The following is a 14,308-nucleotide window of genomic DNA, read 5'->3' as shown; positions in this document are numbered from 1 at the left end:
ATTTGAATTGGAATATTCTTAGGACTAGTAAGCCCACATATCTTGTTCACGGTCTCTTATGACCTCTTGAATTCTACCGGCTTCCAACAATTGGAACAAAGCGTTATCGGTAACATAATCATTTACCTTACGATCGCCATGAACATTGTCTTCTCTATAGATTACACCGTTAAATCTTCTTGCATTCAACAACATATCAAAAGAGATAGGCTGTGCAGAGTTTCTCTGGTTAAAGACTTTGGCCTCATGTAATATTTGTCTTGCATCTGGATACCATACCCAGAAAAGCTCAACTTTTGCATCACCGGGATCCATAGAGTCATCATCTATAAAGTTAACGTCTGGTGCAACAGGTGCTACACCTAACAACCGATACTTTAATTCACCTTGACGTTTATCAAAATACCACATACCTTTTATGCGATACTCTTCAATATCCGCTGCAGTTAGGTTTCTTTTCATCACATACTCAGGAGAAAGTGCTTCACCTGCGTTGATCTGTTCGTAACCGTAATCTGTAGTATCTACTTTTTGCAAAGTACTTTGAAGGTCGCTAAACTTACGCTTATCCGTAAAATAAGAATCTGCGTAAACATCCTTTAGCTTACCATTTTTAATGTTCTTAATAAGAACATCGTATAATGATCTTCTGTCGTTACCTATATCAATGGTATCCGTAGGATAGTACAAGGGAAAGTTAACCCTTTCATCAAGATCAATAACTTCCCAAACGGTCTTAGACCAAAGAATATCACGATCATCTACATAACCATACTCAAGGGGAGCATCATTGTCCAAAGCTTTTTGAGCTTCTGTCTTAATGCCTATTTCCTCTGGCTTTTTGGCGTTCAATATGTTCGCCTGGGCCATCATGGAAACTGGCAACAATGTTACTGCACCAATTACTAAAGCATTTTTCCAATTCATGTTTGTAAAATTTTAAATTACCGAGCGATCAAAAGACCGCCCGGTTTTACTAGTTGTTATTAGTTTGTAATCTCCACTACAACCGGAGATACTTTCTTCAATTTATAACTCTTGTTGTTTGTAATGTAAGCTTGGATATCAAATATCTGAACGGCATCACCTCTTTTAGCTCTTTTAAGGGCAGATTTGGCGTTAGCATTCAATCTACTTCCGTTAACACTTACTGTAGGCTGACCAGGAACTTTAAATTTGAAACCACTAACTTTCAGGTTCAAATCAAAATCAAAGTCTTCTAACATTGCGCCAATAGTAGCAATTTCCATGTTAGACCTTGGCATTTTAGCATTACCGGTTTGCTTACTTACAGAACCTGCTGGTCTTGGAATATCCTTAATTCTAAACTCAGCAGGAGTAGAAATACGCTGACCGTCAGGCAAAGTACCGGAGGCAACTATTTTTACCGTTCTACCCTTACCTGGGTTCATTACGTATTTGCTAGAACTTACTTTCTTAAGTCCTGGTGCAGATGCACTAACTTTGTTGTCCGGAATACCTGGTATAGATATAGACATTGGGTTAGCTACACCACGATAAACAACGTTCATCTTATCTGCAGCAATTAAGGCAGAGTTAGGCTTGCTAATAGTAGCAAAGCTATTTTTAACAGGTACTGGAATCTCCTCACCATCTTGCTTAAAGTACAATGTACCTTCTACAGTATGATCTCCGGCAGAACCAGCTCCGATTAACATTTTAACACCACCAGCTTCTAACTTATAGTCAGAACCTTCAGAAAGTTTTCTTCCGTCTAACGTTAATTCAGCTTTTACAGGAGTTGAAGAGTTATCGGTTTTACTAATGATAATCTTACCATCGTACTTCTCACCAGAGTAAAAAGCAGATTTGCTAGCCTGCAATGATGTTGCAAAATTCTTAAGCGATACTTGGCTCGTTAACTCACCTTCCAACATTCTTTTAAGAGCGTCTTCTTCCGTAGCCTTTACGTCTGCTTGAAGCGCCGTAAGTTTAGCTAACGAAGCTATTAAAGGGTAACCTTCATAGTGGTAATTGATCCAATCTTGCTTGCTACCATCTCTTTTTGTTTCCTTACCGTTTTCATCACCGGTTGCGAAACGAGAGTTTACAGATTCTTTCAAATCTTTTGGTACAATAGCCGACACTTGTGTGCGGTAGTCGTTAATTCTGCTCATGAATTCCTTTCCACCTTCAGATAGATTGTCTCCTTGAAAGAATTGTTGATCTAAGAAGTCAGAATTATCCATTTTTGCATAGTCCTTTGCATCTTCTAGACCTTCTGTCATGCCTTTTTTAAGGCCTTCTAGATAGTCATAATACTCTTGTGACATCTGCTTGATTTTCTGCGCATCTTTATAAAGCTTTCCGTATTTCTCGGAATCTTCTCCAGCTTTAGTTTCTAGACCACTCAAGAAAGCTAGGTTACTTTCTGTAGTCGATACGTTTGAAGTCTCCATCTTTTCGTTCATTATCCCGAAAGCTGCAAGTACTTCTTTGCTCATGTTTAACGCCAGCATAGCGATGAAGATCAAATACATTAGATTGACCATCTTCTGACGTGGTGTTGCTTTTCCTCCTGCCATGTTTTTTTAATTAGATTTGATTAATTATTTGATTTGGGGTTAACTAATCTCTAATTAGTTTCTTGTCATTGCAGTTAACATACCACCGTAAACTCCGTTCAAGGAAGAAAGGTTAGTAGATAAAGATGCCATTTGATCTTTAAGGGCAGATGCATTTTGTACAACTTCTTCGTTTACAGAAGCTTGTTTGCTAGCGCTTTCCAACTGTACTTTATACAAGCTGTTCAAAGACTCCATCTGAGCTGCAGCCTGAACCATTTCGTCAGAATACTTTCTTGTAGACTCCATAGCGTCAACTGTTGGGGCAATACCCTTAGCAGCACCTTCGAAATTACGGATGCTAGAACCAAGACTTTCCATTAAGCTAGCGTCAACACCGGCTTCTTTCAATAAATCGTCTAATTTACCAGACAATGAAGCTTCTGCTTCTTTAATCTCTTGAGCTTCGTTGCTTTTTGCAACTCCCAAAGAAGCACCACCGGCTAATTCTGGATATACCAAAGACCAATCGTACTCGTCGTCTACTGGTTCGAATGCACTAATTGCAAAAATAAGTGCTTCTGTAATAAGACCTATTGCGAGAAGAATACCACCATTTAGCGGTCCTAATTCCCAGTGAAGGATCTTAAACAACGCACCAAGGATTACTACTGATGCACCAAGGCCGTAGGCCATGTTGAATAATTTTTTTGTTGATTTTGACTGTGCCATAATTTAAAGTTTAATTTGAAAATTAATGTTAATAATAAAGATTTGGTTTACTGTTTGATTTGTTTATCCTCATCTTCTATGGCTAGAAGAATCAGATGGTGTATTTGTATTTGTGTATTTAAAACTTTTACTAAAGTAGTATTACATTGCCTTTTTTGAAATACTACTAATAATGTATTTTTATCTACTGGTTTTCAAGTACTGTAGGCAATACCCTAGTCCAGTGTTGTTTCCTTTAATAGGATTAATTTTATTGTGTTGAATCCTCTTCGCCCATATAATCTTGCACTGTTCTAAAGCCAATGTAGCTACGAGCAGAATCTGCGTATTCGTAATCTCTTGTACTTACTTGCAAAAAGTAAGCCACATCTTTCCAAGAACCGCCTCGTATAACTTTTCTAGCATTAGCCCCATCGCCACCGTTAGGGTTCATTGTAGAAACGAATTCGTAAGATGATGGATCAAAGCTTGAGTTGGTCCATTCAGACACGTTACCCGCCATGTTATACAAATTAAAATCGTTAGGCTCGTATGATTTTGCTTCTACAGTGTATAAAGCTGCATCTGCTGCATAATCACCTCTTTGCGGTTTAAAGTTTGCCATAAAACAACCTGTGTCGCTTATTACATAAGGACCACCCCATGGATAGGTTCCTCCTTCAATACCACCTCTGGCAGCATATTCCCATTCAGCCTCAGTAGGCAATCTGAATTGGTTTACAAATTGCTTGCCTTTACTTTTTTGATCATCGTTCTTGAACTTAGTTCTCCAGTTACAGAATGCTCTTGCTTGTGCCCAAGAAACACCTACTACAGGATATTCACTATACGCATCATGCCAGAAATAATCATTGTGCATTGGCTCATTGTACGAATATTCGAAATCACGAATCCAAACCGTAGTATCAGGATATATTTCAAGTTCTTCTTGACGGATAAAATCCTTTCTGCTTCCCGTTCTAGAACGAGCGGCAGCTTCAATATCCATCCAGCTGTATTTGTACTTTAATTTAGTAACATCTACTGTACGCTGACCATTGTAAGACTCCTCTTCTGGAATATACAAGGAATCCATTACCTCTGTATAATACTCATCTGGGTAATCTGATATATCCCAAACAAGATCTTGGTCTTTATTTAACGCACGGCCTTCAAAACCAGTCTCGCCCATGCCGGCATAATTGTCCAACATGTATTTGTCATAAGCCGAAAGTTTAGTTGTATCCGCATCTTTAAATGCGTATTCACCAATACCTTCGTCTTCTGGCCCTAGACCTAATTCGTCCGCCAATATGGCCAATTTTGTCCTTGTAATGGAGTCTTGAACCCATTCTACGAACTGGCGATACTCGCTATTCGTAATCTCGGTGTCATCCATATAGAACGATCTGACCGTTACGGTCTTTGTTGGTGCGTTCAGAGTTTTTGCTTGGTCCTCTTCAGATTTTCCCATGATAAAGGAACCTCTTGGAATGAGCTCCATCCCGTGAGGTTTCTCAGGATACCACTTCTTTCCTTGGACCCCAACTAGCTCTCCTTTTGTCTTTGATCCGCAACTGCTGAGCAAAAAAACAAACGCTATAGATGATAACAATAGCTTTTTCATACTTTAGGTTAAATTTCGATTCTGGTTATAAACTGCAAATACTATGATTTAATTCTACACTCTAAAACTGTGATTTAATCAAATTATTGTATCGATAGCAATTATACTATATATTTTTTTTACTCAATTAAAACCTTTTTTATAGGCCTTGAACCACCGTTCAGGAATGTTTTGGTCGCACGCTTCCAAATAGTCCTTTTTAGTGCATGGTAATAACGCCGATGAATTTGATTTAGTATGCGGCGTTAGTATAGAAGGAACCTCTACCCACCATCTATTTGTTAGGTGACTCTTGTGAAAGGTAAGCTCTTCGGTATCTGTGGGAACAATATACTTGGTAAAGTTTTCACTACTCTCAAAAGGTGATTCGTTTCTTCTAAAATTATATCCTTCGATGAAATACCAAATTATCTGTCCAATTAACTGGCTAGATTGATTGGTGTTCTCCATTTCATAGACACCAAAAATACATACTTTGTCACTTATTCCTGCATATCTTGCAATGGAACATATTTCTCTTCCTGTAAATCCGTTGGGCGAAAAATTATTCGAAAAACCAACTTCACTTGCCCTTACAGCTCTCATATCCATGCTAATCATATGCGCATTACGCAGTACAGGCTCCGCTAAAGAAATATCCGACCCAAGCTCACCTAGGCGGTAAGCATCAAAAAACAGACGCTCCATTAGGTCTATTTCTTCTTGGGCATTAAAATAACTTTGATATCCTATATTAGAAAAATTGAAAAGATTATTAGGCTTATCTGTAATTATCTTGCTCATGTATGAATGTGATGAAATAAGCTCATCATCCATACCAAAATCAAATCTACTGTCTACCGCAACTAAATTCACCAAGTCTACAATACCATCAAAAGAGCGATAGGCCGGATAGGTTATATCTTGAGTGGCCCCAATAATAATAGGAATAATTTTTTTTTCTAAAAGTTCGGAAAGGGTGTTCTTTACCACAAAATAAGTGTCCTCTACCGTGGCCCCTTCTTCAATATCACCCATATCGGCCAATGTAGAATTCCAGTTTCCCAATAATAACTTGTAAAGTTGAATCCTAATTGCGGATACATCTAGCTTCTCCGTTTTCTTTTCGAAAGCGTTTCTAGACTCTCTTACTCCTAACAGGGCAATTGAAACATTTTCAAGATCGGGAAGACCGTCTCTTTTACTATGTATTCTTGTATGCTTGCCCAGAGACTGGGCGGCAAATAGTTCGCAGTGGGCCATTACCTTATCTTCTACTGGAACTAAAAAATCAAATGCCATTTACTTTTAAAGATTATTTGTGTTTAAATCATAGAGACGCATTACATGCGCCTCCGTACTCTATCCTTTCATACAATTGGCCACGACCAATACCGATATTACAACTCGGTTATTTTTTAGCTTTCGGCTTTGCCTTTGCTTTAGGTTTTGCCTTTGCTTTCGCTTTTTTCTTTGGCGTTTTCTGCTCTATAAGCTTTTTAGCTTCATCCAAAGAAATTTTTGTTGCATCAACAGATTTGGCAATCTCTACCTTGATTTTTCCTTTTAAGATATTATGCCTCCCCCATCTAGCTTTTTCAATTCTTATTCCCTCGTCCGGCCAGTTCTGAACAACCTTATCTATCTCCTTCTGCTTCTTAGCTTCAATTAACTCAATCAGGTCTGCATCGGTAAGGTTATCAAAATCATACTTCTTATTGACGTTGATAAACATTCCGTCCCACTTAATGAACGGTCCAAATCTACCTGTACCTTTGGTTACCTCTTTATCTTCATACGTATAAATAGGTGCATCGGCCTTTTGTTTTTCTTTTATTAACTCAACTGCCCGGTCAAAATCTACTTCAAAAGCACTTTCTCCCTTTTCCAAGGAAACAAATTTCTTTCCAAAACGAACATAAGGACCAAAACGCCCAACATTAGCTTCTACCTCTTCTCCTTCGTAAACACCTAATTTTCTCGGAAGCTTAAAAAGTTCCATCGCTTCTTCATAGGTAATGGTGTTTAAAGACTGCTCTGGTAAAAGACTTGCAAATTTTGGTTTTTCTTCGTCATCTACCGTACCCATTTGAACCATAGGTCCAAAACGACCTAAACGAACAGATACTTGACGACCTGATTTTGGATCTTCCCCCAAAATACGTTCCCCACTAGCACGATCGGCATTTTCCTGAACATCCAGAACATTAGGATGAAAGTCTTTATAGAAATCTTTCATTACTTTTTGCCAATCCTCTTCACCTTCGGCAATTTCATCAAAGTCTTCTTCAACTTTAGCCGTAAAGTTATAATCAAGAATAGTAGCAAAGTGACTTACCAAAAAGTCATTTACTATCATACCTATATCAGTAGGCACTAGCTTACCTTTATCAGAACCCACCATTTCAGAGAGTTTCTTCTCTTCCACGGCCCCTTCCTCCAAAAGCAATTGCACATAATTCCGTTCCGTGCCTTCTATGGTACCTTTCTCAACATAGCCTCTATTCTGAATAGTTGAAATGGTTGGAGCATATGTAGACGGTCTTCCTATACCTAATTCCTCAAGCTTTTTAACCAATGACGCTTCTGTAAAGCGGTAAGGTGGTCTTGAGAAACGTTCCGTAGCTGTAATATATTTATTTTGTAACGCCTCCCCTACTTTCATAGCCGGAAGCATACCTTCTTGCTCTTCAGCGGTATCTTCTTCATCAAGCCCTTCCATATAAACCTTTAGGAAACCATCAAATTTAATGACCTCTCCATTAGCCGTAAATTGTTCTGAATGGGTACTTGCCTTTATTTTTAAATTGGTACGCTCCAATTGGGCATCACTCATTTGAGATGCTATGGTACGTTTCCAAATCAATTCATATAATTTAGATTGATCACGCTCTAGAGACGGAGACTGGTTGGTAATATCCGTAGGCCTTATTGCTTCGTGAGCTTCTTGAGCTCCTTTGGACTTTCCTTTAAAATTTCTAACCGTACTATACTTTTCACCGTAGCTATCAACAATAGCATCTTTAGCTGCTGCAATTGCCTCTCCAGAAAGATTTACACTATCAGTTCTCATATAGGTTATAAGACCTGCCTCATATAAGCGTTGTGCCACTTGCATGGTTCTGCCTACAGAAAAATAAAGCTTTCTTGATGCTTCCTGCTGTAAGGTTGAAGTTGTAAATGGTGCCGAAGGAGATTTTTTCGCCGGTTTCTTATCAAGGTTCCCAACAGAAAAATCTGCGCCTATATTTTCATTTAAAAATGCTTGTGCCTTTTCTTTTGAAGGGAATGTCTTATTTAGCTTTGCAGTAAACACACTGCCCTCAAGCGTTTTGAACTCTGCCGATATTCTAAAAGAAGCCTCTGCCTTAAATGCTTCAATATCTCTTTCCCGTTCAACAATAAGCCTAACGGCAACAGATTGAACCCTACCTGCTGAAAGACCTGGTTTAATTTTTTTCCATAATACTGGAGAAAGCTCGTACCCCACCAAACGGTCTAAGACCCTTCTTGCTTGCTGTGCATTTACCAGATTATAGTTTATTTCACGCGGGTTTTCAATTGCTTTCTGTATTGCCGATTTGGTTATGGAGTTAAAAACAATACGTCTAGTCTTGTTTTTATCCAATCCTAAAGTCTCGGCCAAATGCCAAGAAATAGCCTCTCCCTCTCGGTCCTCATCACTCGCCAGCCATATAGTTTCCGCTTTTTTTGCAAGGTCTCCTAGTTTTTTAACCAGTGCCTTCTTATCTGTATCGACAATATACTTGGGCTCAAAATCATTCTCTACATCTACTCCCAACTCTTTCGAAGGCAAATCTGCGATATGTCCAAAACTTGACTCTACCTTAAAGTCTTTTCCTAAAAACTTCTCTATTGTTTTTGCCTTTGCGGGGGACTCTACTATTACTAAATTCTTAGCCATTCATGGTTTGTTTGATAGGACAAAAGTAATTGATTTTTTTAATTTGCTGCCATACCTTATATATTAGGTATAAAAAAACGCCCCGATAAATAAGGGCGTTTTAAATTCGTTTTGTAGTAATTCACTTTAAACTAAAGGTGCTTAACAACCTTAAATCATTATCTAAATACAAATATTGATAAAGAACTTTATCCCCTATCATCAGCAATGAATTTTTAAGCGGAATTACATCGTACGTAATAATATCCTTAAAATGATTTACCAGCTGCAAATCATTAACATTAGTTTTGTCGTACACCTTTAAACCAGCATCTCCATCGCAAACAAAGAGATTGTCTCCTTTAAAACCTATACCGTACGGACCCTCTAACGGATAAAACTTCTCTAGTTCAGGATTAGTTAAATTAGAAACATTTACTATGTAGAGTCCGCTTTCGGTATTTCCACATGAATTTTCACCTCTTAAGGTCACAAAAGCATAATCTCCATCTACCACTACTGGGTCACAAGCTGTACCGTGAACAAATTCCGAAACAAATTCTGGTTTATCAGGTGATGATATATCATAAATATACATACCCTGGGTTCCACCTACGAACAACACATCTCCTTGATTGTATATGGTCTCTATGGTTCCATTAGCATATACATCTTCCAAAACCTTGGGGTTATCCAAGTCTGTTATATCAAAAATACTTATGCTAGACCATTCTACAGCATATAAATAATCTGCCACAATTTTGAACCGTGCCAAAGAACCTCCCTGCCCGGTATCTCCACTGGTAGGCGAAGTTGACTCTGCACCACTGTTACTTAAGGCTATATCAATATTTGTGTCTCCTACTCCAAATTTGGTCTTCAGCTCTTCTTCTGACAGAAGTTGTTCTTTTACTTCCCATCCTACAATGGCCTCTTGGCTAGCATCAAAATCTTCATAATCATAAAAATCAGCTTGCGGCCAATCTACATCAAAACCGACCGTACACCAAAATTGTTGATAGATAGCTCCTTCTATTCGTTTCACCATCTGAATCTTATTGATATCCGAAATATCCATAATTACCAAATCACCATAACTATCCGCATACAAACGGTCTTGTTTAATAGAGATATCATAATTACCCTCAAGTTTGATAAACGAAATAGCCTCTGGGTTTACAGGATTACTATTATCGATTACGTGAAAGCCTCTATTCACATCATTAACGAACACATAATCTTGATACGCATAAATTTTACCGGACTCACTAATCGGAACAGGTTCAGTTACCGCAACCGCTTCCTCCTTAAACTCCTGAAGATTTGCGGTTATTGGAGTTGCCACAAGATATTCTTTACCCTGAACATCATCTTTATCATCACTACAAGAAACAAGAGACACAAAAGCAATTAACAATCCTAAATAAAGGTTCTTTTTCATAGTTTGGAATTTCTATTTATCAAAACAATATATCCGGCAATTTTATCGAATAACCTATCAATCAGATGCTAAAAGTTACATAACGTTGCGTTTACAGTTAAAAAAATCTAGAGCTCACCAAGTTCCCCCAGAGATACTATTGCATCTTTAATAAGCAAAACAAGAAAGAAACCTAGTGAACCTTGCAGGCAATAGTCCTCATGTACAGCGGAGCATAAGACCTAGTACTGCCATTATCCCAGCAACAAACAACCAAAAACGATTAGCCCGTTTTTTTTCCAAGCCTACAATCAAACTTTTTTCCATCCCCCATTTTTCAGATAAAAAAGGAACCGTCAATATTAGAACTATCCGTATCTTCTATATTAAAAATTCTTAAAAAAGTTGCAATAAGCTTAACGGATACCGTAATTATTGATATAGGTGCCATAAAACATAATAATCCCCATTGATGAGAACATCTCATCATGTTTAAACATTTCCAAACTATTAATGATTACAATAAGTAAAAGCGGGAAAAAACTACATATAGCAGAATTGTTATTACGAAGGTTAATATAAGAGTCACAAAAAACTAAAACCATATTTTATTAAAAAAGCTATATTGAGTTACTACATAAAGCTTCTAAATCTTATACATTTTAGAAATTATTTTTCCATAAGCTAGTTTAAGTTCAACGTAAAAACTTTATCTAAGAATTAAAGAAGCATGAAAGGGTTCATATCTAAAAAAATATTAAAATTCCCTGTCAATTTGTCACAAACTTGTTTTATACCCTATATTTGCTGCCCATTAAATAAGAAAGGCAACGAACGATAGGTATGGAGAAAATTATAGACGAATCGCTTCAGGGTTCTGCCCTGACACTTAGAAAGAAGAATTCTAACGGCAAAAAGCTTTACATAGAAAGCTATGGCTGTCAGATGAATTTTTCTGATAGTGAAATCGTTGCATCTATTCTAGCCAATGAGGGCTTTGATACTACGCAAAACCTTATTGAGGCAGATTTGGTATTGGTAAACACTTGTTCCATTAGAGAAAAAGCAGAACTAACCGTTCGTAAACGCCTAGAGAAGTTTAACGCCATCAAAAGAGACCGTCCACATATGAAGGTTGGGGTTTTAGGTTGCATGGCCGAACGTCTAAAACACCAATTTTTAGAAGAAGAGAAAATTGTGGATATGGTAGTTGGACCAGATGCCTACAAAGATTTACCGAATCTAATTCAAGAAATAGATGAAGGTCGTAATGCCGTAAATGTTATTCTATCTAAAGATGAAACTTACGGAGATGTTTCTCCAGTAAGACTGCACTCCAACGGAGTAACCGCATTTGTTTCCATCACCAGAGGATGTGATAATATGTGTACATTCTGTGTTGTACCTTTTACTAGAGGTAGGGAACGTAGCCGTGACCCTCAGTCTATTATTGATGAAGTAAATGATTTAGCGCGCAGAGGTTTTAAAGAAATTACGCTATTAGGCCAAAATGTAGATAGCTACCTATGGTATGGTGGAGGATTAAAAAAAGATTTTAACAAGGCTACAGATATGCAAAAAGCCACTGCAGTAAATTTTTCTCAGCTTTTAGAGAGAACCGCTTTGGCCCAACCTAAAATGCGAATTCGCTTTTCGACATCCAATCCGCAGGATATGACTTTGGACGTTATTCATACAATGGCCAAACACAAGAATATTTGTAACGCCATTCATCTTCCGGTACAAAGTGGAAGCAACCGTATTTTAAAAGAAATGAATCGTCTTCACACGCGGGAGGAATATTTTGAGTTGATTGACAATGCACGTAAAATACTTCCTGACTGTTCCATTTCACAAGATATGATTATCGGTTTCCCAACGGAAACGGAAGATGACCATAAAGATACCATGTCTCTAATGGAATATGTAAAATATGACTTTGGTTATATGTTTACGTATTCCGAACGACCGGGAACAATGGCAGAACGCAAAATGGAAGATGATGTTCCTGAAGAAGTAAAAAAAAGACGACTATCTGAAGTCATTGCACTTCAAAGAGAACATTGTCAAGAACGTACGCAAAGACACCTAGGCAAGGTTCAAGAGATCTTAATTGAGAGTACCTCAAAAAAATCCGACGAACACTTTATGGGTCGCAATTCACAGAATACAGTCGCTGTTTTTCCAAGAGAAAATTACAAGATCGGTGATTTTGTTATGGTTAGAATGGATGAGTGTACTTCAGCAACCTTAATTGGTGAAGCTGTAGGGTATTCAGAAAACAATTAAATTCCAACACCCCGAAGCTAAGAGAACAATGGAAAATATACAGGCCATAAAACAACGATTTGAGATTATCGGCAATGACCCGAAACTTAATCGCGCCATAGAAAAAGCCATTCAAGTTGCTCCAACAGATATTTCTGTTCTTGTTACAGGAGAAAGTGGAGTTGGTAAAGAGGCTATTCCCAAAATTATTCACTCGCTGTCCCATAGAAAGCATGCAAAATATATTGCCGTTAACTGTGGTGCTATTCCAGAAGGCACTATTGACAGTGAACTTTTTGGTCACGAAAAAGGCGCTTTTACAGGAGCAACACAAACCAGAAGTGGTTATTTTGAAGTAGCGGACGGTGGAACCATTTTTTTAGATGAAGTTGGAGAATTGCCGCTCACCACTCAAGTCAGATTATTGAGAGTTCTTGAAAATGGTGAATTTTTGAAAGTAGGTTCCTCACAAGTGCAAAAAACCAATGTGCGTATTGTTGCGGCAACGAACGTAAATATGTTCGATGCCATTAAAAAAGAAAAATTTAGGGAAGACCTATATTATAGATTAAGTACTGTTGAGATAAATATTCCGCCATTGCGAGAAAGACAGGGAGATATTCATTTGCTTTTCAGAAAATTTGCTTCGGATTTTGGTCAGAAGTATAAAATGCCTACCATTCGCTTAGATGATGACGCCGTAGACCTTTTACAAAAATATAGATGGCCGGGAAACATACGACAATTAAGGAATATCGCAGAACAAGTATCGGTTTTAGAGGAAAGTAGAAGCGTATCTTGGTCTACCCTGAACGGATATCTTCCCAATTCAAACAACTCCAACTTACCAGCGGTAATAGGACAAAAGAAAGCTGAAAGCGATTTTAGCAACGAACGGGAAATTCTTTATAAGGTACTTTTTGATATGAAAAGTGACTTAAACGACCTAAAGAAACTTACTTTGGAGTTGATGAAAAATAATGATGGTGAAAAAGTCCAAGAGGAGAATGAAGGCCTTATCAGAAAGATTTATGGTGATAACGGAGAGGAATTAGAGGAAGAGAAACGCTCATCTATGGAAGTTTTACAATTACCAGAACCACGAGCGGAAAAACCCATTATTAAACCTTCTGTTGAGGACAAGTATCATTTTGCCGAAGAAATCCAAGAAGAAGAAACCTTATCTTTACAAGAAAAGGAAGTAGAACTTATAAAGAAATCATTGGAACGCAACCGCGGAAAACGAAAAGCTGCTGCTGCAGAACTCGGTATTTCTGAACGTACCTTATACCGTAAAATAAAACAATACGATTTATAGCAGGCCATTGCCCACCACTAACAAAATAGAACTTTGAAAAAGAACGTATATTTAACTTTTAGTTTAATTCTAATCCTAACTCTTAATGGTTGTGGTGTTTATAATTTTACGGGTGGCAATGTAGGTACTGCAACCACCTTTACCATACCTACTTTTCAAAATTACGCAACACAAAATCCAGGTTCTACTTTTGAACCAGGCTTAGAAAGAGATTTTACATTGGCACTGCAAGACCGTATCTTAAACCAGACCAGTCTTGATTTGACCTCTTCCAACGGAGATTTATTATATGAAGGTGAAATTGTAGAATTTCGTATATCTCCTATGAGTGCAACGGCCCAACAAACTGCTGCACAAAACCGCTTATCAATGGCAGTAAAAGTGCGTTTTTTTAACAAAACCAAAGAAGATGCGGATTTTGAACAACGTTTCTCATTTTTTTATGATTATCCGGCAAATTCCCAATTATCTTCTGTAAAGACTGAAGCTCTAGAAACCATTTTTGAGCGGATAACACAAGACATTTTCAACGCATCTTTGGCAGATTGGTAAGACA

At 37.8% G+C, this 14,308-nt stretch carries 10 protein-coding genes; 3 read left to right on the top strand and 7 right to left on the bottom strand.

The window, feature by feature from the left end:
- Positions 1-24: 24 nt before the first annotated feature.
- From gldN to KO521_RS18885, 7 genes are all read right to left on the bottom strand, one after another.
- Positions 25-927 carry a gliding motility protein GldN gene (gene gldN, locus KO521_RS18915; protein WP_215941457.1) on the bottom strand — a complete coding sequence of 301 codons (903 nt, stop codon included), beginning with the start codon at positions 925-927 and terminating at the stop codon, positions 25-27.
- 59 nt (positions 928-986) lie between these two features.
- Positions 987-2,546, bottom strand: a complete 1,560-nt coding sequence (gene gldM, locus KO521_RS18910; protein ID WP_215941456.1) for a gliding motility protein GldM — start codon at positions 2,544-2,546, stop codon at positions 987-989.
- 54 nt (positions 2,547-2,600) lie between these two features.
- Positions 2,601-3,257 (bottom strand): gliding motility protein GldL, encoded by a 657-nt coding sequence (gene gldL / locus KO521_RS18905; protein ID WP_215941455.1) that lies wholly within the window; start codon positions 3,255-3,257, stop codon positions 2,601-2,603.
- Between the two features lie 250 nt (positions 3,258-3,507).
- Positions 3,508-4,863, bottom strand: coding sequence for a gliding motility lipoprotein GldK (gldK, locus tag KO521_RS18900; RefSeq protein ID WP_215941454.1), 1,356 nt, complete (start codon positions 4,861-4,863; stop codon positions 3,508-3,510).
- A gap of 123 nt (positions 4,864-4,986) precedes the next feature.
- Positions 4,987-6,144 (bottom strand): formimidoylglutamase, encoded by a 1,158-nt coding sequence (locus KO521_RS18895; protein ID WP_215941453.1) that lies wholly within the window; start codon positions 6,142-6,144, stop codon positions 4,987-4,989.
- A 109-nt stretch (positions 6,145-6,253) separates the two neighbouring features.
- Entirely contained in the window at positions 6,254-8,767 is a 2,514-nt protein-coding gene (gene topA, locus KO521_RS18890; protein WP_215941452.1) for a type I DNA topoisomerase, read from the bottom strand.
- Positions 8,768-8,888: 121 nt separating this feature from the next.
- Positions 8,889-10,187, bottom strand: a complete 1,299-nt coding sequence (locus tag KO521_RS18885) for an LVIVD repeat-containing protein (protein ID WP_215941451.1) — start codon at positions 10,185-10,187, stop codon at positions 8,889-8,891.
- 822 nt (positions 10,188-11,009) lie between these two features.
- Here KO521_RS18885 and miaB point away from each other — a divergent pair.
- Genes miaB through lptE form a run of 3 tightly spaced genes read left to right on the top strand, consistent with a single transcriptional unit; the run spans position 11,010 to position 14,304 of the window.
- Positions 11,010-12,455, top strand: a complete 1,446-nt coding sequence (gene miaB, locus KO521_RS18880) for a tRNA (N6-isopentenyl adenosine(37)-C2)-methylthiotransferase MiaB (RefSeq protein ID WP_215941450.1) — start codon at positions 11,010-11,012, stop codon at positions 12,453-12,455.
- 28 nt (positions 12,456-12,483) lie between these two features.
- Positions 12,484-13,752: a sigma-54 interaction domain-containing protein gene (locus KO521_RS18875; protein WP_215941449.1), complete on the top strand. Its 1,269-nt coding sequence runs from the start codon at positions 12,484-12,486 to the stop codon at positions 13,750-13,752.
- Between the two features lie 33 nt (positions 13,753-13,785).
- A complete protein-coding gene (gene lptE / locus KO521_RS18870) occupies positions 13,786-14,304 on the top strand; it encodes an LPS assembly lipoprotein LptE (protein ID WP_215941448.1) in 519 nt (172 codons plus the stop codon).
- Positions 14,305-14,308: the final 4 nt, after the last annotated feature.

Source organism: Zobellia uliginosa (assembly GCF_018860745.1).
In the GTDB taxonomy this organism is placed as follows: Bacteria; Bacteroidota; Bacteroidia; order Flavobacteriales; family Flavobacteriaceae; genus Zobellia; species Zobellia uliginosa_B.
The sequence above is the reverse complement of the archived record's forward strand: the minus strand, read 5'-3'. Positions and strand labels throughout refer to the sequence as shown.